This is a genomic window from Acidovorax sp. sic0104, assembly GCF_019219095.1.
GTDB lineage: Bacteria > Pseudomonadota > Gammaproteobacteria > Burkholderiales > Burkholderiaceae_C > Acidovorax.
The window spans coordinates 692,800-717,725 of the sequence record NZ_JAHUWH010000001.1 but is presented as its reverse complement, the minus strand read 5'-3'; the positions used below and the strand labels follow the sequence as shown (position 1 = coordinate 717,725).

Genomic DNA, 24,926 nt, shown 5'->3' with positions numbered 1-24,926 from the left:
CAGATCCCCTCAGAGCGGCTGGGCCGCCACCGTGGCGTTCAGTGCGAGGTTGCCGCGCACGGTCGCCGCCGCGGCCTGGGCCGCGTCTTCGGTGGAGAACGGGCCCACGCGCACTCGGGTGGCCTTGCCGCGGTTGGTTTCCACCGACTGCAGCGACAGCGGCAGCGAGGAGTCGCGCAGGCGCGCCATCGATGCTTTCGACTGCGCGTCGTCGCCGAAGACGCCGACGTTGACGTAGTACAGCGACACGGCGGGTACCGCTGCGGCGGGGTCGGCGGGAGCGCTGCCCACCGGCGTGGTCGCAGCCGGCTGGGGGGCGGGTGCCGCGGGCGTGAGCTGCTGCATGGGCACCGGCACGGTCACGGGCGGTTGCGCCGGTGCGGGTGCGGTCAGGCGCTCGGGCAGCGGGGGCAGCACCGGAGCCCCCGACACGGACCGCATCGGCACGCTGGGGGCGGGCTGCGTGACCTGCTGCAGCGCGCGGATGGCTTCATAGCGGTCCATCATGAGCGCATCGCTGGTGGCGTTGTCGCGCACGACGATGGGGCGCAGGAACACCATCAGGTTGGTCTTGTTGCGCGAGCGCGTTTCGCTGCGAAACAGGTTGCCCACCACCGGCAGGTCGCCCATCACCGGGACTTTGTCCTGCCCTTGCTGGTAGCTGTCTTCCAGCAGGCCGCCGATCACGATGATGCTGCCGTCGTCCACCACCACGTTCGACTCGATGGATCGTTTGCTTGTACTGGGGCCATTGGCGTTGCCCACGGTGTTGCCGTCGATCTTGGAGACCTCCTGGTAGATCGCCATTTTGACGGTGCCGTTCTCGCTGATCTGGGGGCGTACCTTGAGCATCAGGCCCACGTCCTTGCGCTCCACCGTGGTGAAGGGATTGACCGTGTTGTTGCCTGTGGTGTTGGCGTAGGAGCCCGTGACGAACGGCACGTTGTTGCCGATGATGATGCGCGCCTCTTCGTTGTCCAGCGTCATCAGGTTGGGGGTGGAGAGCACGTTGGCGTCGCCGCTGTTCTGCAGGAAATTGGCCAGCGCGCCCAGGTAGTACTGGCCGTTGATGCGCGGCGCCAGCGCCACGTTCATGCCCTGGCCCAGCGTGCCTGCCGCTGAAGCGATGCTGGTGGCGTTGCCCGAGGCCAGCGCCGCGGTGATACCCAGGATATTGGCCCCGGCCTGCGCGGAGTTGGTTCCGATCACACCCACGGTGCCATCGCCCTGCTTGCCCAGGATGCCCTGCCACTGGATGCCGAACTCGGCCAGCTTGTTGGCCGAGACTTCGACGATCAGGCTTTCCACCAGCACCTGCGCGCGCCGCCCGTCCAGCTTGTCGATCACCGCGCGCAACTGGCGGTACAGCGGCTCGGGCGCCGTGATGATGAGCGAGTTGGTGGTGGGGTCGGCCTGGATCTGGCCGCCCGTGGAGGGCTGGTTGTTGTTGGTGCTGCTGGTGCCCATGGTGTTGCTGCCCGCGCCCAGCCCCCCGCTGTTGCCTGCCGACAGCCCCGTACCGGTGGACAGCATGCTGCCGCTGTTGTTGCCGCCGCTCAGGCTGGCGCTCGGTGCGGCGGGGCTGCTGACGCCGCCAGCTCCGACCGCGCCTGCAGTCGTGCCCGTGCCCATGGCCGCCATGGCAGCGCGCAGGGTGGTTGCCAGCTTGGTGGCGTCGGCGTTCTTGAGATAAACCACGTGGATGTTGCCGGTGGACGCGCTGCTGCCGGGCACGGGGGCCTGGTCCAGCCGGTCCACCAGTGCGCGTACCTGCGCCACGCGGGCAGGGTTGGCGGCGCGCAGGATCAGCGAATTGCTGCGCGGCTCGGCGATCAACGTGGTCTTGAACGAGGTGTCCGCCTGGCCCTGTCCAGCGGCCGGCACGCCCACGGCGGCACTGCCGCCGTCGATCAGGCGGGCCACCAGCGGCGCCAGGTCGGTCGCGACGGCATTGCGCAGCGGGATCACTTCCACGTCGCTGGCGTTGGAGACATCCATCGCGGCCACGATGCGCGCCAGGCGCTGCAGGTTGTCTGCGTAGTCGGTGATCACCAGCGAGTTGTTGCCAGGGTTCACGTTGATGGTGTTGTTCGGGCTGATGAGCGGGCGCAGCACCGGAACCAGGTTGGCGGCGTTCTCGAAGTTGAGCTTGAAGATCTGCGTGACGATCTGCCCGCCGCTCGGCGCGTTGCCCGAGCTGCCTTGCACCACGCTCACGCTGCCGCTTTGCAGCTTGGCGTCGGCCTCGGGCACCACCTTGTACAGGCCGGCAGCCTCCACCACCGTGAAGCCCTGCAGGCGCAGCGCGGCGAGGAACTGCTGGAACGCAGCCGCCGGGGTCACGGCACGCTCGGTGACGAGGTTCAACTGCCCCTTGACGCGCGGGTCCACCACCACATTGCGGCCGGTGATGGTGGCCATGGTGCGGGCCACGGCCTCGATCTCGGCGTTGGCGAAGTTCAGCGTGACGGGCTCACCCGAGCGCACGCTTCCTGTGCGGGTGTCGATGGCCGTCTGCGCGTTGATCTGACCACTGACGCACGCCAGCAGGACGCTGACAGCTATCGTTTTGAGAGCGAATTCAAAGCGGGGTGAAAACAAGGAAGTCATAGGGTCAACCCACGGTGATGATGGAGCGCGCGCCGCTGCGCCGTCCAATGATGTTCAGAAGATTCGCAAGGGCCGCTTCGCGCTCGGGGGCGGCGCTGGCCTCGCCCGTGAAGCGCAGGCGTTGGCCCACCCATTGGCCCGAGCCGCTCAGCTGCAGGTGGCCGTCCAGCGTGCTCAGGGAGAGCGTGGGCGCCTCGCCGCCCTGCATGGCAAGCCGGTAGCTGCCCATGGGGCGCAAGGTGGACAGCCGCGAGGACATGGAACGTGCGTCCAGTTGCGCCTGGCCCGCGAGGACCATGCGCCCAGCGCTCCAGCGGGCTCCCAGGCCGCGTGTCTGCAGCACCAGCTGACCTTGCGGCTGCAGCGTGTTCCAGGGAGTGCCCAGCCCGGCGAGCACCGAGGCGGGCCACTGGCTTTCGCCGTCGATCACGTTCAGCCGTGCGCCGGACCAGCCCGCGCTGGCCTGCAACTGCAGGGGCTTGGGCGTGCAGCAGTCGGCATGGACCTGCAGGTACAGGCCGCCGAAGCCGGGGCGGATGCGCCAGTCCAGGCGGCCGGGCAGGGCCGCACGGTCCTGGCTGGCGCTGCCGCCGGTGAGTACCAGTTGCGCCGAGCCGGTCCAAACCGTGCCGCGCGCCTGCAGCAGCTGCACCTGCCCCCCGGTGGCGTTGTTCACCCGCTGGGCGAGCCAATGCGCGGGCGCGAACACCACCACGGCCGGCAGCACGCCCAGGAGCGCGCCAGCCAGTGCCCAGCCCCAGGCTGTTCGGGGTGTGGCGGCAGGTCTGCGATGTCGGGATGAAGTGGCCACGGGGTAGTGCGGTGCGTGCAGTGGTGTCAGGCGGTGCGGGCGCGATCAGGGCTGCGAGGGCGGCAGAACCAGCACCAGCGTGCCATCCCACCGCGGCATGGCCCTGGCAGGCCCGCCCAGTACCACGGGCGCTGCTGCATTGGGGGCGGGGGCTGCCACCGCGCTGCGCGCCAGCCGAGCCTCTATCGGGGCAGCGCGTGCGTTGCTGCGGGCCTGGGCGAGCCATTGCCCCAGCGCGTCGGCAGGCGCGCCCTTGAGTGTGACGGTGGCCCTGTCGCCGATGACATTGAGCTGCGCCGTGTTGCCAAGGCGCTGGGCCAGGGCCGCGCGCAACGCTCCAACCGAATCGCCGCGGGTGTTGCGCGGGGCGGACTGCAGTTGCAGCGCTTCGGAGCGCAGGCCCTGCATGCGCTGCAATTGGGCGTCGAGTTCCGCGTGGCGCGCTGGCGCTGCGCGCAGGGTGGACAGTGCGGGGGCCACGGCCACCCACCACAGCAGCGCGAAGGCAACGAGGCCGCCTGCTGCCAGCACAAGGTTCTGCTCGCGCGAGGCCAGGGCCTGCCATCGGGCGCGCAGAGCGGCGCTGGAGGAAGGCTTGGTGGTCATGGTGTGCCTTTCGCGCCGGTGGGCTGGCCGCCTTCGACGGCGCGCAGCAGCAGGCTGCCGTCGTCCAGTCGCGCCGAATAGCCTGCAGCCTGCAGGCGTGCGGACAGGGCGGTTTCGTCTTCAGGCCCCATAGCCACGCCGCGCAGGCGCAGTTCTCCAGGGGTGTATTCGATGGACGTGGGCTGGCGCCCCGCGGGCAGGGCCGCGCCGGCCGCTGCCAGCAGAGGCTCCAGGTCGCGGGCAGAAACACTGCCGGCCGCTTGGCGCAACTGCGTCAGTTCGCGCTCCATCTGAACCGGAGCGTCGACCACCACCTGTACCTTGGGGAAGGTCTGCGTCAGCGTGGATCGCACCGCCGCCTGCTTGGCGGCAAGGGCTTGGCGCTCTTGCCACGCCCAGGTATTGAGGCCGGCCAGATGCGCCACCACGAGCAGCGCGGCGCCCCAGCGGGCGGCGCGCCATTGGGGCGCGTTGACCAGCGCGCTGGCCAGGCTGCCCGCCTTGCGCAGGGCGCGTGTGCGGCCGGTGCTGGCCAGGTCGAACTGCGCCAGGTCCCAGTCGCCGCGGGCGGCATCCAGTGCGCGCTGGCTGGCAGTGTGCAGCGCCACACGCTGGCCCAGGGTGCGCTCGGCCAGGGCTGCAACCGCAGGCTCGGCGCGCACCACCAGGGCGTCGTCTTCGCCGCCTGGCAGGGTGGCGATGGGCCCGCCCGCGCGCGCCAGAACCATCGCGGTGTTCGACAGGGGCAGTACGGCCACGCCCTGTTCGGCCCCCTGGCCAGTGAGCACCACGCAAGCGTCCTCCGGTGTGCCCAGTGCGCACAGCTCCGGCCGGCCGCTGGCCGTGGGGCCGGGTGCAAATTCGGGCACCACGCGCGCCACGCGGCGGCCGGCGGCCTCCAGCGCCTGCAGGTTTTCACGCAGCCATGCGCGGTCGCACACTGCGACCCACAGCGGCTCGCCAGCCTGGGCACCGGGCTGCAGCGCGAAATGCAGTTGCGAGGCATCGTCGAGCAGGCGGTCTTCCAGCAGGCCTTCGAGCACGGAGCGCAGGCGCGGTGTCTGCTGGCCCGCGCCCAGCGGCAGGCCGGGAGGCAGCTGCACGCGCTGCCAGGAGAGCGAACGCGCCGGCACCACGGCCACTACCTCGCCGCCAGGGCGCGTCGGCTCGGGCAGCAGTGCCGCAGGGGCGGCGGCATGTCGAAGTGCGGAGTGGCCGTCCGCCGTCAGCGTGTAGCTGTACTCGGTGGCGGGGCCCGGTCGGGCCGGCGGCAGAAAAAGTATGAGGGTGCTCATGGACAGGTTTTGCGGGCCATTTTAGGGGGCGGACTCGACGCTGGCGGGCTTTGGGAACCTGTCTATCGAGGTGGCTGGGTCGTTTCGGGGCCGAATTCGCGGTCGAACGCACCGCGCTCGCGCCATAGCGTGGTGACCTCGATGCCCTGCTTGCGAACCAGCGAGCGCTCGTCCACCACCGCATCGCCCAGCCGCAGCCGGCCGCGCACCTCGAAGTACGACGACGCGACGGCGAGCGTGCTCTCGGGGATGTCGATGTTGGCACCCAGCAGTTCGCGCACCTCGGACAGGGTGCGGAAATGGCGCGATTCGCGCACCTGCAGGATCTTCTGTGCACTGGCCATGTCCAGCCCGGCGATGGCCGCCAGGAGCACGTCGACGCCGGCGGTATTGATATTGACAGGAGTGTTGGGTGGAAGCAACGAAACGTGGGGTGCAAGTGCTGCCACGGTGGTGTTCGACAGACCAAGCCACCCCAGCTGCGTGACGGATGGCGGCATGAGCGGCGCGCCCCCACTGTCGCCGCTGCCCGTCGCCTGGGCCAGGCGCATGCCGTCGATCATTGCGCCCAGCTCCTGTTGCGGCAGGCCCAGTCGCTCGAACAGCCGAGCAAATTGTCGCTGGCCGACGTCCTGTGCCTTGCCATTGACCACCAGGTTGGCCAGATTCAGGCGGGACTGCGCATCGATGATCTGGCCCGAGAGGAATGCCTCGGTGGTGTCGGTGCTGGCATCGTCCACCTGGCTCACGTTCTTGTCTGCAGCAAGAAAAGTGGAAAGGCGCGCTTCCTGCAGGGGAACGGCCCAGGGCTCGGCCAGATGGTCGGCGCCGCCAGAGCGGCCGTCTTCGCGCAGGATCAGCCGCGAGAAGTCGAGCGAGCCGATGAGAATCCAGGCCGACTGCACCCGTGCGCGCTCGGCCGTCTCGACCTCGACGGCCCGCCACTGTTGCCACATGGCCGATGCAGCGAACGTGGCCACCAGGGTGACGGTGAGCATGGCCAGCAGCAGGGCAGCGCCGCGTGACCGGCGCAGCGGGCGCACCCCGGGCCAGTGCCGGTTTGGCCGGGGCGTCATGTCCTGCCTCCGCCCAGCAGCGGATTGACCCAGTCGCGCGTGAGTTGCCCGGACAGCGCCTGTCCCGGGGGCAGGGTGATCTGCAGCCGCACACCGTCGGGGACGGCCGCTGCGGTGGCGTCGGACGTGGTGCCGCTGCTCGATTGCGCGTTGGACCAGGCGCCGCCCCGGTAGTAGAACAGCTGCCAGTCCATCAACGGCATCAGCGTCATTTCATAGCGCCGTTCGGCGTCGCCGGGGCTTCGCGCCCACTGGGCTGCCAACGCCCAGGCCTCCTGCCACTGTGCACGCGTGCGCACCGGGGGGGACTGCCAGCGCACCCACTGGCCCGCGCCCTGCGCGCCCCGCACCGTCCAGGCCACCACCAGCGCCCCTTCATCGGGCACTGCGCTGGTGCGGCGGGTCATGCGCAAAACCTGGCCATCCCAGTCCAGTGGCGTGGTGCTGGCAATCGGCATCAGCGCATCGAGGTCGGTGCCCCACTGTCCCAGGGACGACTGCAGCACCAGCATCTCGTCGGCCCGCTGCCGCGTGATCTCCTGCGCCCGCACCATGCCATCGAGCCCCCGCCAGCTGAGGATGGCCAGCAGGCTCATTACCGCGATCGCCAGCAACAGCTCGACCAGCGTGAAGCCGCGTGCAGCCCTCAAGGCCGATCTGCGTTGGGAAGTAAGGAACCGTTCACGTTGAGCGTGCCCAAGCGCCGCGCGAGGCTTTGTCAAGCTCGGCCCCAACGGTTTGGGTGGATGGAACGACAGGCGGCATGGAGCCAGCGCGAGGCTGCGCACGACCGTTAAAACCGGCGCGGCGCAAGACCAGCGCACCCGTGGAGCTGGCTCTGCCAGGCCACCGGGTGCGTCCCCCCCACGGGGGGAAGGCGCGAAGCGACTCAGGGGGGGCATCAGTATCTTCCGATGATGGTCGAGACCCGCAGGATGGAGTTCTCCCCATCCAGCACCTGCGCGTCCACGCGCCGAAAGCTCGGATTGGGCGTGGGGCGCACGATCACGGCCACGGTGAGCTGCCGGCCGGCCTGCTCGCAGCTGAGCGTGCTGTCGCCCACGCTGGGCATCTGGCGCGACAGGCGGGCCTTGACCAGCTCGTTCTCGGCGCACAACTGGGCCAGCACGATGTCCGACTGGCGCAGCGCATTGCGTGTGAGGGCGGTGGTGGCCTGCAGGCCTGCCATGAGCGCGATCGCCACGATGCCCAGCGCCACCAGCACCTCGACCAGCGTGAAGCCGCGGTGGCGCCGCGCGCCGCATGCGCCGCGCCGGCATGTCGGCGCCGTCATTGCACCGTCTCGACGGTGAACGGCCGCACGCCGTCGGTGACGACGCGCAGCGTGCGGTCGGGGAAGGCATGGTGCGTGATCAGCACCTGCTGGGGTCCAATGAGCGGCTCCGGCCCCAGCACCAGCAGGCCCGGGCCGCGCACTGCGGTGCCTGCGTCGAGCCACTGGTGGGGCAGCGCAGACTGGGCGCTCGGCGGCAGGCCCTCGAACTGGAATCCGCGCGGATTGGCGCGCCAGAGCACCGGGATGCCGACCGTGCGCGACTGGGCGCGTGCCGACTCCAACAGCGCGGCCAGCCGGGAGGCTTCGCGCTCGACCAGCGTCTGGCCGCTGTCGCGCATGGCGATGCCCACGCCTGCCGTGGCCAGGGCGATGATGCTGATGACCACCAGCAATTCAAGCAGCGTGAAGCCGCGCGCGCGATAGGGCATGGCGTTCAGGGACGGGCAGCGCACACCATGCAGCACGCGCGGTTGTATCGCCCCCAAAGAGCGCGGGCGGCAGCGCCGGATTCCATTGGGGCGGAAGGACGGTTGCAGCACACGGGCGTGGGAGGGCGCATACCTTGTTACTGCCAGCTGCCTATGTCTGCGTCCTTGCCCTCGCCGCCCGACTGGCCGTCCGCGCCGAACGACATCACGTCGATCTCGCCCTTGATGCCGGGGTTCAGGTACTGATAGGGGCGGCCCCAGGGGTCGTTGGGGAGCTTTTCCAGGTAGAGCTTCCAGTTGTTCGGCACCGGGCCGGCAGAAGGCTTGATGATCAGCGACTGCAGGCCCTGCTCGGCCGTCGGGTAGCGCTGGTTGTCCAGGCGGTACAGCTTGAGGGCCTGCATGATGTTGGTGATGTCCGTGCGCGCAGCGGTCACCCTCGCATCGTCGGCGCGTTCGAGCACATTGGGAACGATGAGGGCTGCCAGCACGCCGATGATGACGAGCACCACCATCAACTCAATGAGGGTGAAGCCCCGGGCCAGGCTGCGGCGTGCGGAGCGCAAGAGGAGAGGAAAGGAAGTGTTCACTGCTGACGGTCTCTCGGATGTCGGATCGCGTGAATCATAATCCCCGCATGGTGACCAATTCACACAGCAAATGGGGCGTGCGCCTGGGGACCCTCGCGCTCTGGGCCGCGGCAGGCGCCAGCATGGTGTTCTGGGGCTTGCGCCTGTCCGCACCGGCGGCGGGTACGCCGGCACCCGTCGTGCTTCCGGTCGCCGTGGCTCCCGACGCGCAAGCTCTGGCCCGTCTGCTCGGCGCGGGGCCTGCGGTGGCCTCTGCCGCACCCGCGGCCCCGGTGGCCACGCTGGCCAGCCGCTTCTCGCTGATCGGCGTGCTGTCGGGCCGCGCGAGCGGTGGCGGCGCAGCGCTGATCGTGGTGGATGGCAAGCCCGCCAAACCGTTCCGGGTAGGAGCCGCAGTGGATGAGGGGTTGGTGCTGCAAGCGCTGGGCCCGCGCCAGGCGCAGCTTGGCGGCTCGATGGACGGCCCTGCCACGCTCACGCTGGACATGCCGCTCAAGAATTGATGCCGGTGTAATAACGCGTAAAAGCGCCCTGGCGTGCCTTCCCTTCACTCCGCTGGAGCATTCCGGGGCACGCCAGCTCAGCTCAGAACCAAAGTCTCCCACTCGCCCCAGCCGGGTGCTGCCACGGGCCATTCTTGCGACTGCGGCAGTTCATTGCCACAGGCGCGCAGCCAGGCAACACAGCGGATCACCCCGGCGTGCGTGATCCACACCACATCCGGCAGGCTGCCGCCCGTTGATGGGGCATGGGCGGCAAGGCTGGCGGCATGGCTGCAATGGGCGTTCAGCGCCGCGCCCACGCGCTGCAGCACGGATGCCAGGTTGTCGCCGCCGCCCGGGCGGTAGCCGGCAAAGTCGGCGGTCCACGCATCGATCTCCGCACGGCCAATGGAGTCCCACGGCTGGCCTTCCCAGGCGCCAAAATCCATTTCGACCAGGCGCGCGTCGGGTCTTGATGCCAGATCGGGCCGCAGCACTTGAAGGCTGTGCGCCAGTAGCTCACATCTTTGTAGCGTTGAATGATGCACCCGCGCGTGTGCGGGCAGGGCGGCCGCCAGGCGTGCTGCCGCGGCTTGTGTTGCTGCGGCGTCGGCAGGTACGTCCAGCGCGCCGTAGCAGGTGCCGGGTGCCACCAGAGGCTGTGCGTGGCGCACCAGCCAGAGGCGGGGAGCGGGCGCGGCGGCCCTGCCGGGCTGTGGATCTTTCACATCCAGCGCAGGGCCAGCGCTGCGCCCAGATAAAAGCCTATTTCGCTGACCTGCTGCGTGGCGCCCAGGCAGTCGCCGGTAAAGCCCTGCAGCCGGCGCGCAAACCAGCGCGCCATCCAGGCCGCCGCCAGGCCGCTGGCAGCCACGGAGGCCATCAGATAGAGCGCCGGCTGGGCATATGCCACCAGCGCCAGCGGCACCAGGCACCATGCCATGGCAGCGGCCAGGGCGCCGCCCGAGATCTGGTCGGCCAGCGGCTTGCTCTTGGAGCGGGCCGTATCGCCCACATGCGGCAGGCTGCGCACGATGAACAGCGGCCACAGGCGCGACAGCACGTGCGCGCCCACCAAGGCCGACACGGCGGCCGGCAGACTGTGGGCGCCCAGCAGCGACAACAGGCTCAGCTTGGCGAGCAGCGCCAGCACCAGCGCCATGGCGCCGTAGGCCCCGATGCGCGAGTCTTTCATGATGTCGAGCGCGCGCTCCCGGTCGGCACTGCCACCCAGGCCGTCGGCCACGTCGGCCAGCCCGTCTTCATGGAAGCCGCCGGTCATCAGCACGGTGGCGATGGTGCAGAACACAGCCGCCACGGCTGGTGCCCAGGCGCTGGGTGCGAGCGCCCAGTGCAATGCCGAGAACACCGCCACAGACAGCGCCGCCGCCAGCCACCCGATGCCCGGGAAGTGCGCCGCGCTGGCGCGCAGCATGGCGGGGCTGAAGCCCACCCAGTCGGCCAGCCGGCCGGTGACCGGAATGCGGGTGAAGAACTGCACGGCCAGCAGGTAGTGGCGCAGGGCTTGCATGGCGTGCGTGGCGGATGGAAAGCCGATTGCTATTGTTTGTATAGCTGCTAGCGCATGTACATCAAGCGGCAGCGGCTATTTTGTGCATCATTTGGAGCGCAGGAACAGGCGGTAGGCCGGGTTCAGCGTCTCTTCCACGTACGGGTAGCCCAATGTGGCCAGGAACGCGTCGAACGCGGCCTTGTCCTCGGCGGGCACCTGCATGCCCACGAGGATGCGGCCATAGTCGGCGCCCTGGTTGCGGTAGTGGAACAGGCTGATGTTCCAGGTGGGCTGCATCAGGCTCAGGAACTTGAGCAGCGCGCCGGGGCGTTCGGGGAAGGTGAAGCGCATCAGCCGCTCGTCCTGCGCCAGCGCCGAATGGCCTCCCACCAGATGGCGCAGATGCTCCTTGGCCAGTTCGTCGTGCGTGAGGTCCAGTGCCTCGAAGCCGTGGCGGCCGAAGTTGCCGGCGATCTCCGTCGACTCGCCCCGGCCGTTGGTGGTCAGGCCCACAAACACATGCGCACGGGACTCGTCGCTGATGCGGTAGATGAATTCGGTCACGTTGCGCGGGCCGCCGGGCAGGCCGCCCACGACTTCGCAAAAGCGCCGGAAGCTGCCGCGCTCTTCGGGGATGGTGACGGCGAACAGCGCTTCGCGCTCCTCGCCCACTTCGGCGCGCTCGGCCACGAAGCGCAGGCGGTCGAAGTTCATGTTGGCGCCGCACAGGATGGCGGCGTAGGTCTCGCCCGTGGTCTTGTGCTCGGCCACGTACTGCTTGATCGCCGCCACGGCCAGCGCGCCGGCGGGCTCGACGATGCTGCGCGTGTCCACGAAGATGTCCTTGATGGCCGCGCAGACGGCGTCGGTGTCCACCGTGATGAACTCGTCCACCAGGCCCTGGGCCACGCGGAAGGTCTCTTCACCCACGAGCTTCACGGCCGTGCCGTCCGAGAACAGGCCGACGTCGGGCAGCGTGACGCGCTGGTGGGCGTTGACGGACTGGATCATCGCGTCCGAGTCGTTCATCTGCACGCCGATCACCTTGATCTCGGGCCGCACGGCCTTGATGTAGTTGGCCACGCCTGAGACCAGCCCGCCGCCGCCGATGGCCACGAACACGGCATCGAGCTGGTTGCTGCCCAGGCTTTGCAGCTGGCGCAGGATTTCCATCGCAATGGTGCCCTGGCCGGCGATCACATCCGGGTCGTCGAAGGGGTGCACGAAGGTCAGGCCCTGCTCTTGTTGCAGGCGGGCCGCGTGTTCGTAGGCGTCGGAGTAGCTCTCGCCGTGCAGCACCACATCGCCGCCCAGCGTGCGGACCGCATCGACCTTGAGCTGTGGCGTGGTGGTGGGCATGACGACCACTGCGCGCGCACCCAGCTTGCGGGCGCTCATCGCCACGCCCTGGGCGTGGTTGCCCGCGGAAGCACAGATCACGCCACGCGCAAGCTGCTCGGCCGTGAGGTGCGCCATCTTGTTGTAGGCCCCGCGCAGCTTGAAGCTGAACACCGGTTGCTGGTCTTCGCGCTTCAAGAGCACCTTGTTGCCCAGGCGCCGGCTCAGGTTGTTGGCGGGCTCCAACGCCGACTCCACAGCCACGTCGTACACGCGGGCAGTCAGGATTTTCTTGAGGTAGTCGGCGGGGGTGAGGGGCTGGGTCGTCATGGCAGGGCAGGCAGTGGTCCGCCGCCGGTCGGCGGGGTCCACATCATAGGGGCTGCGTGTTTCAGGGGGGTTGAGGCTGTGCGCCAGGTCCGGCCAGCCAAAAAAAAGCCCCGGGCCGTGAGGCCTGGGGCTGAATCCATCCTTTGAGGAGATGGAGGAGACAATCGGTGCGTGGCTGGCAGGTGACGCGCTCGCGCATCAGGGGCCGTGCCGTCTGCCTTTTCAGCAATCACCGAAAAAGCAGCGCATGTCCTGAAGTTTACCGCGAGACTTGTTGCGATGCAGCAAAATCTGCACCAAATTTCGGTCGCCGGTTCAATCCGTGCGAAAAAAACCACGTCATCAAGGAGAGACATCAATGGAATGCACAGTCAGCTGGACCGGCGGCGCAGGAACCCGCTCGGGCATGGGCTTTGTCGCAGAGACCGGCAGTGGCCACGTCCTGACCATGGACGGCGCGCCCGATGCCACCAACCCGGCCAACGGCGGCCAGAACCTGGCACCCCGTCCCATGGAAACCGTGCTGGCCGGCACAGGCGGCTGCACGGCCTACGACGTGGTGCTGATCCTCAAGCGTGGCCGCCACGACGTGCGCGGCTGCAGCGTCAAGCTGACTACCGAACGTGCGCAGACCGACCCCAAGGTATTCACCAAGATCCACATGCACTTCACGGTAACGGGCAAAGGCATTCCCGCCGCTGCGGTGGAGCGCGCCATCGCGATGAGCCACGACAAGTACTGCTCGGCCAGCATCATGCTGGGCAAGACCGCGGAAATCACGACGGGGTTCGAGGTGCTGGAGGCCTGATTCAGGGCGCAGCCATCGCGCCGCTGGTGGCGGGGGGGCTGAGGGGTGCTCTGGCACCGCACCAGGCCGGTGCGGGCTGTGGCGGCTCAGATGTGATGGGCGGTGGTGGTCATCACTTTCGCTGCCGCCCTCATGGCGGAGCGGGCCGCCAGGGGCAGTTCCATGGCCCCCGAGGCGCGGGCTTGCACGGCGTGGCGCTCCTCGTCTTCCTTCATCCGCGCCACGACGGCCCGTGACGGAAGGTCTTGTTCAGGAAGCCGGGTCAAATGGCTGGCCAGATGCGCCGCGACCTGTCTTTCGGTTTCTGCCACGAAGCCCAGGCTCGCCCTGTCGCTGACCTTGGCGGCCACCAGGCCGAGCGCGAACGCCCCTGCGAACCATAGGGGGTTGAGCAGGCTGGGCCGCGAATCCAGGGCATCCAGGCGCTGGCGGGTCCATGCCAGATGATCGGTTTCTTCGCGGGCGGCTTCAAGCAGGTGCGCGCGCAGGTCTGGGTCGCGCGTCACCGCCGCCTGGGCTGTGTAGAGAGCCTGTGCGCAGACCTCTCCCACGTGGTTGACGCGCATCAGCGCTCCGGCCAGCCGCCTTTGCGCGGGCGCAAGGTCCGGCTCCGCCATCCCCTGAGCCGGGGTGGGCGTGCTGGCGCGAGGGGTGGCGAACAGTGTCCGCAAGGCGTTGTCAGCGGCAGTTAGCAAAGAATCCATGGTCGCTTTCAGGATGGCAAGGGCGCGGAAACACAAGTTGCATACGGATACACGTCGGCGCCCTTGTTTTAGGGCTCTCCGCAGGGTGAAGAAGCCATTTTGCCGGTGCGCACTTAAATGTTGCAACACTGCAACGGATTTCCCCTTTCAGGCCGATTGTGGGTGAATTCCTTTGCGAAACCGGGCCGGGTCTGGTGCAATAAGAGCAACTTCCCCACCAGGAGGTTGGCCCGGGGAACCGGCGGGACTGTGCAGGTGCATTCACCATAGACCCCCCGTACCGGCGCCCTATGTTTAACCTTGGAGTAACTCGCAATGAAAAAATCCCTGATTGCCCTGGCTGTGCTGGCTGCTTCCGGCGCTGCAATGGCTCAATCTTCCGTGACCCTGTTCGGCGTGGTTGATGCAACCTACGCCTACGGTTCCGGTAGCGTCTCTAACAAGTCGCAACTGACGAACTCCGGCTACAACAGCAGCCGTCTGGGTTTCCGCGGCGTTGAAGATCTGGGTGGCGGTCTGTCTGCTTCCTTCTGGCTGGAAGCTGGTCTGAACAACGACAACGGCACTGGCGGCGTTACCAACACCAACAACCAAGCAGCTACCAGCACCGGCGGCGGCCTGGTGTTCAACCGTCGTTCGACGGTCAGCCTGAACGGCGGCTTCGGTGAAGTGCGTCTGGGCCGTGACTACACCCCCCAATTCTGGAACCTGACCGTGTTCGATCCGTTCGGCACGAACGGCGTGGGCACGACCCAAACCCAGAACTCCAACCTGGGTGGCCCTACCAACACCCGCGCTTCTAACGCCATCGGCTACTTCCTGCCTGGCAACCTGGGCGGTTTCTACGGCCAAGCTCAGTACTACCTGGGTGAGAACAACAGCAATGTTGCCAACAAGAAGGACGGCAACGGCCTGGCAGCTCGCGTTGGTTACGCTAACGGCCCCATCAACGTCGCTCTGGCCGCTTCGCAAACGAAGTACCTGACCGGCAACATCAAGTCCTGGAACCTGGGCGGTCAATACGACCTGGGCGTGGCCAAGATCCTGGCTCACTACAACCAAGACAAGATCAGCGGCGGTGCTGACGGCAAGGGCTTCCTGATCGGTGGTCTGGTGCCAGTGGGCGCAGGCGAAGTTCGTCTGGCTTACTCCACCTACAAGATCGACACCGTCGGTGCAGATCCACGTGCCAACAAGATCGCTCTGGGCTACGTGCACAACCTGTCCAAGCGCACGGCTCTGTACGCTACGTACGCTCACGTGAGCAACAAGAACGGTTCCGCTCAGTCCCTGAACGGCTCCGTGACTGCTGCTGGCGACAACTCCAACGGTTACGACTTCGGTATCCGTCACAGCTTCTAATATCAAAACTGGCTTATGGCCAGTTGAGATATCAAAGCAAAAGAAAAGCCACCTTCGGGTGGCTTTTTTTTGGCCTGCTGAATTGCCTGTACCGATGGAAGACTGCTGCCCAGGGGTTCTATGTCTTTGGCTGGCTGCACGGGTTATCAGGGCTTGCGATCGGCCATCTCCGAATCGCCTGGTCCGTCGTGGGGTAGGGCGCATGCGCGTCTTTGCGCCATCTGCTGGGGGGCAAGGTCGAGCCCGAAGGTGCGGTCCGACTGATTTTCAATATTCATATTCAGTCAGGGTGTCGATCCGGAGCGTGATTCACACGCAGTGATGTTCATGCCCGCCACCAAGCCGCTGGGGATTCTCTGCATGAACCGAGTTGCCAGGTGTGCGCTGCGGATGGGCAGGGACTGCAAGGCGCAAAACCCAGTAATAGCCGTAGCTATTGCGAGCATGTGCAACGCGGCAGATGGCCCGAGCTCTCGGGTGCAAACGGCGCGATGATTTGTGCGAGGGGTCCCTAGGTAACTCCGTGCACATGGACTTGAGCAAGACAGGCTAGTCAAACCAAATTTTCTTGCGCCGCGACCGGCGAATGTTGTTCTATCTTTGGCACGTAGTTCTGCCAAATCATTGCCGTCTGGCACCAACCTTGCATGCGCTGCCAGTTCAAGCGGCTCTCATAGGCCCTTCGGTACGCCCGGGATTCAGGGATTTCCCGTTGGCTATAGAGCAACCTTTACTGCATAGTAAAACTTTTAAATACAGAGGGTTCCATGAAACTCAAATACAGTCTTTTGTCGGTGGCCGCAGCTGCAGCCATGCTGGCCACGCCAGTTGTGCAAGCCAAGCCATTCAAATGGGCAAGTCAGGGAGAAATCGCGACCTGGGACATCCATTCCCAGAACAATGCGCTGCAAAACGGCATTCACGCGAACGTGTACGAAAGTCTGGTTTACTACAACAGCAAGACTTTTGATGTGGAGCCTGTCCTGGCCACCTCGTGGAAGGAAGTGAGCCCCACTCAGGTGCGTTTCACGCTGCGCCAGGGCGTCAAGTTCCATGATGGTTCGGCCCTGACCACCGACGACGCGGTGTACTCGATCCAGCGCGCGATGGCGAAGACCTCGAACTTCACCCCTTACGTGCAGGGCATCAGCAAGGTCAACAAGGTGGACGCGCAGACCTTCGACGTGATCCTGTCGGCCCCCAACCCCGTGCTGCTGCGCCAGATGACCGAGCTGCGCATCATGAGCAAGGCCTGGGCTGAAAAGAACAAGTCGGTCGAGCCCAAGGACATCAAGGGCTCGGACGAAAACTTCGCCCACCGCAATGCCATGGGCACCGGCCCCTACACGCTGGACTCGTGGCAGCCGGACGTGAAGATGGTGTTCAAGCGCAATCCCAACTGGTGGGGCAAGATGGACGGTAACGTGACCGAAATCACCTACACGCCGATCAAGTCCAATGCGACGCGTATCGCTGCGTTGATTTCGGGTGAAGTCGACATGGTGCTGGACCCCACACCGCAGGATCTGGGCCGCCTGCGCGCCAGCCCAGACCTCAAGGTGATCGACGGCGTCGAGAACCGCACGATCTTCCTGGGTATGGACCAGTTCCGCGAAGAGCTGCCAGGCTCCAACATCAAGGGCAAGAATCCGCTCAAGGATGTGCGCGTGCGCAAGGCTCTGTACCAGGCCATCGATGCCGAAACCATTTCGCGCAACATCATGCGTGGTCTGGGCAAGCCCACGGGCACCATCGTGGCACCCCAGGTAGCGGGCTACACCGAAGCCGTGGGCAAGCGCTTCCCGTACAGCGTCGAAGCTTCCAAGAAGCTGCTGGCTGAAGCCGGCTACCCCGATGGCTTCGAAGTGGACTTCGCGTGCCCGAACAACCGCTACATCAACGACGAAGCCATCTGCCAGGCCGTGACCGCCATGTGGTCGCGCGTGGGCGTGAAGGCCAAGCTGCGCACGCTGCCGCTGGTGAATTACTTCCCGATGATCCAGCGCTACGAAGCCAGCATCTACATGCTGGGCTGGGGCGTGCCAACGTTCGACGCGCTGTACAGCCTGCAATCGCTCACGCGGTCGGTGGGCCAGGGCGGCGACGGCAACTACAACGTGGGCCGCTACAGCAACCAGCGCATGGACTATCTGGTCGACCGTATCAAGGCCGAGACGGATGCACCCGTGCGCACCCGCATGTTGACCGAGGCGCTGCAACTGTCCAACGACACGGTCTCGCACCTCCCGTTGCATGACCAGGTGATCCCATGGGCCATGAAGAAGAACGTGGAGCTCGTCCACCGTGCCGATAACCGCGTGGACATGCGTACGGTCAAGGTGAACTGATTTATTCTCGACACACTGAGAGCAAGGGCCCCAAGGCCCTTGCTCTCTTTGGTTTAGTTTGACGACGTATTGCCAACCGGCGCCCCTGCCATCAAAAGTGGCTGCGGCGTCCCTATCGAACACTCACTCGACTTCCCGATGCTTGCCTTTATATTGCGCCGCCTGATCCAGGCTGTGATTGTCATGGTCACGGTGGCCTTCATCTCCTTCATGCTGTTCCAGTATGTGGGCGATCCCGTGGTGTTTCTGCTGGGACAGGATGCCACCGCTGAACAGATCCGGGAGCTGCGTGCTTCCTTGGGCCTGGACAAGCCCTTCTTCGTGCAGTTCTGGCACTTCCTCGTGAACGCGGCGCAAGGCGAATTCGGCCTGAGCCTGCGCCAGGGCGCCAAGGTCTCCCGCCTCATCGCAGAGCGCTTTCCGGCGACGCTGGAGCTGGCGCTCGTGGCTGCCGTAATGGCGCTCGCCCTCGGCGTGCCCATGGGCGTGTACGCGGCGCTCAAGCGCGGCACCTTCACCAGCCAGCTGTTCATGACGCTGTCGCTGCTGGGTGTGTCGTTGCCGACCTTCCTCATCGGCATTCTGCTGATCCTGGTGTTCGCGGTCACGCTGGGCTGGTTCCCGAGCTTCGGCCGGGGCGAAGTGGTGCAACTGGGATGGTGGAGCACGGGCCTGCTCAAGGCCAAGGGCTGGCACCACATCACACTGCCCGCCATCACGCTGGCGATATTCCAGCTCACGCTGATCATGCGGCTGGTGCGCGCCGAGATGCTGGAGGTGCTGCGCACCGACTACATCAAGTTCGCGCGCGCCCGTGGCCTGTCCAACCGCGCCATCCACTTCGGCCATGCGCTCAAGAACACGCTGGTGCCCGTGATGACCATCACCGGCCTGCAGCTCGGCGGCCTGATCGCGTTTGCCATCATCACCGAGACCGTGTTCCAGTGGCCCGGCATGGGCCTGTTGTTCATTCAGGCCGTCACGTTCGCCGACATCCCCGTGATGGCCGCCTACCTGTGCCTGATCGCCCTCATTTTCGTGGTGATCAACCTGGTGGTCGACCTGCTGTACTTTGCCGTGGACCCGCGCCTGCGCGTGAGCAAGGCAGGGGGGCATTAGAGATGAAGCACCCCCTGAGTCGCTTCGCGCCTTTCCCCGCTCTCGCATTGCGCTGCAATGTGGGAGGGGGATGCCCCTGGCGCACGCAAGCAACGCGCCGCCTTTGCGGCTTGGCGGCTGTTGCGCGGGGGCACTGGTCCGGGCCGAGCCAGTTTCGGGGGCCGCGGGTTGCCCGAAACCCTCGGGAAAACTGACATGCAGCCGCTCAGATACAAGGCCGGCGGCCGGGCGTTTGCGCATATCGCGCAGTTCCACCCGGATCTGACCGCGCTGCGCCGTGACTTGCATGCGCACCCAGAGCTGGGCTTCGAGGAGGTCTACACCGGCAACCGCGTGAAAGAGGCGCTCAAGGTCTGCGGCGTGGACGAGATCCATGACGGTATCGGCCGCACCGGCATCGTCGCCGTGATCCGTGGCCGCAGCATCTCCAGCGGCAGCATGGTGGGCCTGCGGGCCGATATGGATGCCCTTCCCTTGACCGAGCACAACGACTTCTCCTGGAAGTCGTGCAAGCCCGGCCTGATGCACGGCTGCGGCCACGACGGCCACACCGCCATGTTGGTGGGCGCGGCACGCTACCTCGCCGAAACGCGCAACTTCGACGGCACGGCCGTGCTGGTGTTTCAGCCCGGCGAAGAAGGCTTGGCCGGGGCCCGCGTGATGATGGAGGACGGCCTGTTCGAGCGCTTCCCGGTGCAGTCCATCTACGCCATGCACAACTGGCCGGCGATGAAGCCCGGCACGGTGGGCATCAACTCCGGTCCCATGATGGCCGCGGCTGACCGCTTCACCATCGAGATCACGGGGCGCGGCGGCCACGGCGCGCATGCCTACCAGACGGTGGATGTGTTGGTGGTGGCCGCGCACATCATCACGGCGGCGCAAAGCATCGTCTCGCGCAATGTGCGTCCCATCGAAAGCGCCGTGGTCAGCATCTGCGCTGCGCAGGCGGGCGACCTGGGCGCCTTCAGCGTGCTGCCCGGCTCCGCCACGCTCGTTGGCACCGTGCGCACCTTCGACCCCATCGTGCAGGAGATGGTGGAAAAGCGCCTCAAGGAGCTGTGCAACGCCATTGCCCTGGGCTTTGGCGCCACCGCCACCGTGCACTACGAACGCATCTATCCCGCCACCATCAACACCGAGAGCGAAGCGCTCTTCGCGGGTGATGTGGCTGAGTCCCTGCTGGGCGCGGACCATGTCGTGCGCGACCTGGAGCCCAGCATGGGCGCCGAGGACTTCGCCTTCATGCTGCAGACGCGGCCCGGCGCCTACCTGCGCATCGGGCAGGGCACCGGCGCCAGCGGCAGTGCCTTGCACAACAGCCGCTACGACTTCAACGACGACATCCTGCCGCTGGGCTCCGCATTGCATGCGAGTCTCATCGAGCAGTCGATGCCGCTGGCCACGCCCTGAGGGCAGGGCCGCCACGCCAGCGCCACAACCCATCCCCCCGGATGTAACCCCACTCTCGCATCCCATTTCACTACGAGGAGAACTCCATGAAAATCCAGAAGAAAGCCGCCCTGGCTGCGTTGTTTGCTGCGATGGCTGCTGGCAGCATGGTCGCCAGCGCGCAGACCATCCGGATCGCCAATCAGGGCGATGCGCTCTCCATGGACCCGCACTCGCTCAACGAATCGCTCCAGCTGAGCGTGACCAGCAACGTGTACGAGCCGCTGGTCGGCCGCAACAAGGACCTGAGCCTGGCGCCCGCGCTGGCCACGGCCTGGAAGCAGACATCGCCCACCGTGTGGCGCTTCGAGCTGCGCAAGGGCGTGCAATTCCATGACGGCACCCCTTTCACTGCCGATGACGTGGTGTTCAGCTTTGGCCGCATGAAGGGCGAAGGCTCTGACATGAAGGCCACGAACAGTGACGTCAAGCAGGTGCGCAAGATCGACGACCACACCGTGGAAATCGAAACCGTCGCACCCCAGCCCATCCTGCCGGATGTGATCACGACCTCGTTCATCATGAGCAAGAAGTGGTGCGAGACCAACCAGGCCGTGATGCCTGTGGACCGCCGCAAGGGCATCGAGAACGCAGCGTCGTTCCGCGCCAACGGCACGGGGCCCTTCCGCCTGCGCGAGCGCCAGCCCAACGTGCGCTCGGTCTTCGTGCGCAACGGCTCTTACTGGGGCAAGATCGAAGGCAACGTGAGCGAGGTGGTCTTCACCCCTATCGCCAACGACGCCACGCGCGTGGCAGCCCTGCTGTCAGGCGAGGTGGACGTGATGGAGCCTGTGCCGGTGCAGGACATCGACCGCGTCAACAGCAGCTCCAACACGCGTGCCGTGACCGGCCCTGAACTGCGCACCATCTTCCTGGGCATGGACCAGCGCCGCGACGAGCTGCTCTACTCCAATGTGAAGGGCAAGAACCCCTTCAAGGACAAGCGCGTGCGCCAGGCCTTCTACCAGGCCATCGACATCGAGGGCATCAAGAAGACCGTGATGCGCGGCGCATCGAACCCTTCCGCTCTGATGGTCGGCCCGGGTATCAACGGCTTCCAGCCCGAGACCAAGCGCCTGCCGTATGACGTCGAAGCCGCCAAGAAGCTGATGGTGGAAGCGGGCTACCCCAACGGCTTCGAAGTGTCGATGAACTGCCCGAACGACCGCTACGTGAACGACGGCCGCATTTGCCAGACGGTGGCCGCCAACCTGTCGCGCATCAACGTCAAGATCAACCTGCAGGCCGAGACCAAGGGCACTTATTTCCCCAAGGTGCTGCGCCGCGACACGAGCTTTTACATGCTGGGCTGGACGCCCACCACGTACGACTCGCACAACGCGCTCAATGCACTCATGATCTGTCCGGACGACAAGGGTGGTGCTGGCCAGTTCAACCTGGGCGCCTACTGCAACCCCAAGCTCGACGAGCTGACCAAGAAGGTGCTGGTGGAGACCGACAAGGCCAAGCGCGATGCCATGATCAAGGAAGCGTTCGACCTGCACAGCGCCGACATCGGCCACCTGCCGCTGCACCAGCAGGCCCTGGCCTGGGGTGTCAACAAGAATGTGAAGCTCGTTCAGATGGCCGACAACTTCATGTACTTCAAGTGGATGAGCATCAGCAAGTGATCGGCTGGCAACGCCATAAGACGCTCCGCATGCAGAGCGAAAGAAATCGAGAGAACGACAACCGTTTCTTTTGACAATCCACACCGCCGCGAGGCCGCTACCCGGGCCCTGCGGTGGTGCCTGTTTACTGGTTCCCACAATGAAAACAACCCTTGCCCGATGGCTTGACAGCGATGTCGGCTACAGCTTTCGCACCTCGCCGGTGGCGATGCTGGCCGCCGCGATTGCGCTGATCTGCGTGTTCTGTTCGGTGTTTGCCGGATGGGTCGCACCCCACAACCCCTTCGACCTTGCCACCCTGGAGCTCAGCGACGCGCGCCTGCCGCCCGCCTGGAGCGCCGAAGGCTCCATGAAATACCCCCTGGGCACCGATGACCAGGGCCGCGACATCCTCTCCGCGCTGATCTACGGCGCGCGCATCTCCCTCGTGGTGGGCCTCGCTTCGGTGGTGCTGTCCGTGGTCGTGGGCGTGGCCTTCGGCCTGCTCGCGGGCTTTCGGGGCGGCTGGATCGACGCGGTGCTCATGCGCCTGTGCGATGTGATGCTGTCCTTCCCCGCCATCTTGGTGGCGCTGCTGATCGCCGGCGTGGGCCGCGCCCTGTTCCCCAACGCGCACGAGTCGCTGGCCTTCGGCGTGCTGATCATCTCCATCTCGCTCACCGGCTGGGTGCAATACGCGCGCACGGTGCGCGGCTCCACGCTGGTCGAGCGCAACAAGGAATACGTGCAGGCTGCCCGTGTCACGGGCGTGTCCTCCCTGCGCATCATGCGCAAGCACGTACTGCCCAACGTCATGGGCCCCGTGCTCGTTCTGGCCACCATCCAGGTGGCCACTGCCATCATCACGGAGGCCACGCTGTCCTTTCTGGGTGTGGGCGCGCCTCCCACGTCACCGTCGCTGGGCACGCTGATCCGCATCGGCAATGACTACCTGTTCTCGGGCGAATGGTGGATCACCGTGTTCCCCGGCGCCATGCTGGTGCTGATCGCCCTGTCGGTGAACCTGCTGGGCGACTGGCTGCGCGACGCGCTCAACCCACGTCTGCGCTAAACAGAACAAGAAGAGAAAAGCGATATCCCATGAGTCTTCTCGAAGTCAAAAACCTCGTTGTCGAATTTCCGGGCCGCCGCGGTACCCTGCGCGCCCTGGACGACATCTCCTTTTCCATCGCGCCCGGTGAGATCCTGGGCGTGGTGGGAGAGTCCGGCGCAGGCAAGTCGCTCACCGGTGCGGCCATCATCGGCCTGCTGGAGCCACCGGGCCGCGTCGCCTCCGGCCAGATCCTGCTGGAAGGCCAGCGCATCGACAACCTCGGCAATGAGGAGATGCGCCACATCCGTGGCCGGCGCATCGGCGCGATCTTTCAGGACCCGCTGACCTCGCTGAACCCCCTGTACACCGTGGGCCGCCAGCTCACCGAGACCATCCTGGCCCACCTGCCGGTCACGCCCGCCGAGGCACGCCAGCGCGCCATCGGGCTGCTGCAGGACACCGGCATTCCGGCTGCAGCAGAGCGTATCGACCACTATCCGCACCAGTTCTCCGGCGGCATGCGCCAGCGCGTGGTGATCGCCCTGGCGCTGGCCGCCGAGCCCAAGCTCATCGTGGCCGACGAGCCCACGACGGCGCTCGACGTGTCCATCCAGGCGCAGATCATCACGTTGCTCAAGAACATCTGCAAATCGCGTGGCGCCGCCGTGATGCTGATCACCCACGACATGGGCGTGATCGCCGAGACCTGCGACCGCGTGGCCGTGCTGTACGCAGGCCGTGTCGCCGAGATCGGCCCGGTGCACGATGTGATCAACAAGCCATCGCACCCCTACACCAGCGGGCTGATGGCTTCCATCCCCGACATGGAGCAGGACCGCGAGCGCTTGAACCAGATCGACGGAGCCATGCCCCGCCTGAATGCCATCCCCAAGGGCTGCGCCTACAACCCTCGCTGCCCCCAGACCTTTGACCGCTGCATGACAGAACGTCCCGAACTCATTCCTGCAGGATCCACCCGCGCCGCCTGCTGGCTGCACGACGGCGCATCCGCCGCCGCCACGAAAGCCGGGGTGACCGCATGAGCGCCGCAGCCACCACCTCCGCACCTGTGAAGAGCAAGGCCCTCGTGCAGGCCCACGACCTGGCCAAGACCTTCGATGTTTCGGCCCCCTGGCTCAACCGCGTGATCGAGCGCAAGCCGCGCACGCTGCTGCATGCCGTGGACGGCGTGAGCTTCGAGATCGAGAAGGGCAAGACCCTGGCGCTCGTTGGCGAGTCCGGCTGCGGCAAGAGCACCGTGGCCCGCCTGCTGGTGGGTTTGTACGAGCCCACGCGCGGCGGCCTGGACTTCGACGGCCAGGACGCGCACGCCGCCTTCAAGGGCGGTGATGCACGCGCCATGCGCCGCCGCATCCAGATGATCTTCCAGGACCCGTATGCGAGCCTGAATCCGCGCTGGCTGGTCGAAGACATCATCGGCGAGCCGCTCAAGGAACACGGCCTCATCACCGACAAGGCCGAGCTCAAGCAGCGGGTGGGTGAACTGCTCAAGTCCGTGGGCCTGTCACCGCTTGACATGGTCAAGTACCCGCACCAGTTCTCCGGCGGCCAGCGCCAGCGCATCTCGATTGCACGCGCCCTGGCCACCGAGCCAGAATTCCTGGTCTGCGACGAACCCACTTCGGCGCTCGACGTGTCGGTGCAGGCGCAGGTGCTCAACATCATGAAGGACCTGCAGCGCGAGCGGCAGCTCACGTACCTGTTCATCAGCCACAACCTGGCCGTGGTACGCCACGTGAGCGACCAGGTGGGCGTGATGTACCTGGGTCGCCTGGTGGAGCTGGCCGACAAGCACACGCTGTTCGACACTCCGCGCCATCCCTATACGCGCATGCTGCTCGATGCCATCCCCAAGATGCATGACACCGGCAAGGCGCGCACGCCGGTGCAGGGCGAGGTACCCAACCCGTTGAACCCTCCGCCCGGTTGCGCGTTCAACCCCCGCTGCCCGCACGTGAACGACCGTTGTCGCTCCGAGCGTCCCCAGCTGCTGAACATCGGCGGCATCCGCATTGCCTGCCATGCGGTGGAGGAAGGGCGCATCTGAGGGCTGGTTGCCTTGCAGCCATCAC

23 protein-coding genes are annotated in these 24,926 nt (G+C 66.3%); 10 read left to right on the top strand and 13 right to left on the bottom strand.

Going from position 1 to position 24,926, the window contains the following annotated elements; translation table 11 throughout:
- Nucleotides 1-9: 9 nt before the first annotated feature.
- The 9 genes from gspD to gspG all read right to left on the bottom strand — a co-directional run bounded on the left by gspD (nucleotide 10) and on the right by gspG (nucleotide 8,689).
- Nucleotides 10-2,610 (bottom strand): type II secretion system secretin GspD, encoded by a 2,601-nt coding sequence (gspD, locus tag KW835_RS03335; RefSeq protein ID WP_218380839.1) that lies wholly within the window; start codon nucleotides 2,608-2,610, stop codon nucleotides 10-12.
- Nucleotides 2,611-2,614: 4 nt separating this feature from the next.
- Nucleotides 2,615-3,421 (bottom strand): type II secretion system protein N, encoded by an 807-nt coding sequence (gspN, locus tag KW835_RS03330; protein ID WP_339385487.1) that lies wholly within the window; start codon nucleotides 3,419-3,421, stop codon nucleotides 2,615-2,617.
- A gap of 45 nt (nucleotides 3,422-3,466) precedes the next feature.
- A complete protein-coding gene (gspM, locus tag KW835_RS03325; RefSeq protein WP_218380838.1) occupies nucleotides 3,467-4,027 on the bottom strand; it encodes a type II secretion system protein GspM in 561 nt (186 codons plus the stop codon).
- On the bottom strand, nucleotides 4,024-5,322 hold the full coding sequence (gene gspL / locus KW835_RS03320; protein ID WP_218380837.1) for a type II secretion system protein GspL: 1,299 nt from the start codon (nucleotides 5,320-5,322) through the stop codon (nucleotides 4,024-4,026). Before gspL ends, gspM begins: the two co-directional genes overlap by 4 nt.
- Nucleotides 5,323-5,384: 62 nt before the next feature.
- Nucleotides 5,385-6,398 (bottom strand): type II secretion system minor pseudopilin GspK, encoded by a 1,014-nt coding sequence (gspK, locus tag KW835_RS03315; protein WP_218380836.1) that lies wholly within the window; start codon nucleotides 6,396-6,398, stop codon nucleotides 5,385-5,387.
- Nucleotides 6,395-7,048, bottom strand: a complete 654-nt coding sequence (locus KW835_RS03310; RefSeq protein ID WP_218380835.1) for a type II secretion system protein J — start codon at nucleotides 7,046-7,048, stop codon at nucleotides 6,395-6,397. The genes gspK and KW835_RS03310 overlap by 4 nt, the downstream gene beginning before the upstream one ends.
- Nucleotides 7,049-7,299: 251 nt before the next feature.
- A complete protein-coding gene (gspI, locus tag KW835_RS03305; protein WP_218380834.1) occupies nucleotides 7,300-7,692 on the bottom strand; it encodes a type II secretion system minor pseudopilin GspI in 393 nt (130 codons plus the stop codon).
- The gene (locus KW835_RS03300) at nucleotides 7,689-8,123 is read right to left on the bottom strand and encodes a prepilin-type N-terminal cleavage/methylation domain-containing protein (RefSeq protein ID WP_218380833.1); all 435 of its coding nucleotides are present in this window, start codon (nucleotides 8,121-8,123) and stop codon (nucleotides 7,689-7,691) included. The genes gspI and KW835_RS03300 overlap by 4 nt, the downstream gene beginning before the upstream one ends.
- 137 nt (nucleotides 8,124-8,260) lie before the next feature.
- A complete protein-coding gene (gspG, locus tag KW835_RS03295; RefSeq protein WP_218380832.1) occupies nucleotides 8,261-8,689 on the bottom strand; it encodes a type II secretion system major pseudopilin GspG in 429 nt (142 codons plus the stop codon).
- Between the two features lie 71 nt (nucleotides 8,690-8,760).
- Here gspG and KW835_RS03290 point away from each other — a divergent pair, with 71 nt between their 5' ends.
- Nucleotides 8,761-9,216, top strand: a complete 456-nt coding sequence (locus tag KW835_RS03290) for a general secretion pathway protein C (protein WP_218380831.1) — start codon at nucleotides 8,761-8,763, stop codon at nucleotides 9,214-9,216.
- A 77-nt stretch (nucleotides 9,217-9,293) separates the two neighbouring features.
- Here KW835_RS03290 and KW835_RS03285 read toward each other — a convergent pair whose 3' ends face one another.
- From KW835_RS03285 to ilvA, 3 genes are all read right to left on the bottom strand, one after another.
- Nucleotides 9,294-9,923, bottom strand: a complete 630-nt coding sequence (locus KW835_RS03285) for a histidine phosphatase family protein (RefSeq protein WP_218380830.1) — start codon at nucleotides 9,921-9,923, stop codon at nucleotides 9,294-9,296.
- Nucleotides 9,920-10,726: an adenosylcobinamide-GDP ribazoletransferase gene (gene cobS / locus KW835_RS03280; RefSeq protein WP_218380829.1), complete on the bottom strand. Its 807-nt coding sequence runs from the start codon at nucleotides 10,724-10,726 to the stop codon at nucleotides 9,920-9,922. Before cobS ends, KW835_RS03285 begins: the two co-directional genes overlap by 4 nt.
- A gap of 87 nt (nucleotides 10,727-10,813) precedes the next feature.
- Entirely contained in the window at nucleotides 10,814-12,376 is a 1,563-nt protein-coding gene (gene ilvA, locus KW835_RS03275; protein ID WP_218380828.1) for a threonine ammonia-lyase, biosynthetic, read from the bottom strand.
- A gap of 358 nt (nucleotides 12,377-12,734) precedes the next feature.
- Here ilvA and KW835_RS03270 point away from each other — a divergent pair, with 358 nt between their 5' ends.
- Nucleotides 12,735-13,184: an OsmC family protein gene (locus KW835_RS03270; RefSeq protein WP_218380827.1), complete on the top strand. Its 450-nt coding sequence runs from the start codon at nucleotides 12,735-12,737 to the stop codon at nucleotides 13,182-13,184.
- An 86-nt stretch (nucleotides 13,185-13,270) separates the two neighbouring features.
- Here KW835_RS03270 and coq7 read toward each other — a convergent pair whose 3' ends face one another.
- Nucleotides 13,271-13,888 carry a 2-polyprenyl-3-methyl-6-methoxy-1,4-benzoquinone monooxygenase gene (coq7, locus tag KW835_RS03265; RefSeq protein WP_218381049.1) on the bottom strand — a complete coding sequence of 206 codons (618 nt, stop codon included), beginning with the start codon at nucleotides 13,886-13,888 and terminating at the stop codon, nucleotides 13,271-13,273.
- A gap of 315 nt (nucleotides 13,889-14,203) precedes the next feature.
- On the opposite strand from coq7, the gene KW835_RS03260 reads away from it, so the two are divergent.
- From KW835_RS03260 to KW835_RS03225, 8 genes are all read left to right on the top strand, one after another.
- Nucleotides 14,204-15,250: a porin gene (locus KW835_RS03260; RefSeq protein ID WP_218380826.1), complete on the top strand. Its 1,047-nt coding sequence runs from the start codon at nucleotides 14,204-14,206 to the stop codon at nucleotides 15,248-15,250.
- 767 nt (nucleotides 15,251-16,017) lie between these two features.
- A complete protein-coding gene (locus KW835_RS03255) occupies nucleotides 16,018-17,598 on the top strand; it encodes an ABC transporter substrate-binding protein (RefSeq protein WP_218380825.1) in 1,581 nt (526 codons plus the stop codon).
- Nucleotides 17,599-17,736: 138 nt separating this feature from the next.
- Nucleotides 17,737-18,717 carry an ABC transporter permease gene (locus tag KW835_RS03250; protein WP_218380824.1) on the top strand — a complete coding sequence of 327 codons (981 nt, stop codon included), beginning with the start codon at nucleotides 17,737-17,739 and terminating at the stop codon, nucleotides 18,715-18,717.
- A gap of 195 nt (nucleotides 18,718-18,912) precedes the next feature.
- Nucleotides 18,913-20,130 (top strand): M20 aminoacylase family protein, encoded by a 1,218-nt coding sequence (locus KW835_RS03245; protein WP_218380823.1) that lies wholly within the window; start codon nucleotides 18,913-18,915, stop codon nucleotides 20,128-20,130.
- Between the two features lie 86 nt (nucleotides 20,131-20,216).
- Nucleotides 20,217-21,800 carry an ABC transporter substrate-binding protein gene (locus KW835_RS03240; RefSeq protein ID WP_218380822.1) on the top strand — a complete coding sequence of 528 codons (1,584 nt, stop codon included), beginning with the start codon at nucleotides 20,217-20,219 and terminating at the stop codon, nucleotides 21,798-21,800.
- 139 nt (nucleotides 21,801-21,939) lie between these two features.
- Complete coding sequence (locus KW835_RS03235; protein WP_218380821.1) at nucleotides 21,940-22,851, top strand: ABC transporter permease; 912 nt, start codon at nucleotides 21,940-21,942, stop codon at nucleotides 22,849-22,851.
- Between the two features lie 29 nt (nucleotides 22,852-22,880).
- The gene (locus tag KW835_RS03230; protein WP_218380820.1) at nucleotides 22,881-23,876 is read left to right on the top strand and encodes an ABC transporter ATP-binding protein; all 996 of its coding nucleotides are present in this window, start codon (nucleotides 22,881-22,883) and stop codon (nucleotides 23,874-23,876) included.
- Nucleotides 23,873-24,901 (top strand): ABC transporter ATP-binding protein, encoded by a 1,029-nt coding sequence (locus KW835_RS03225; protein WP_218380819.1) that lies wholly within the window; start codon nucleotides 23,873-23,875, stop codon nucleotides 24,899-24,901. The genes KW835_RS03230 and KW835_RS03225 overlap by 4 nt, the downstream gene beginning before the upstream one ends.
- Nucleotides 24,902-24,926 lie beyond the last annotated feature (25 nt).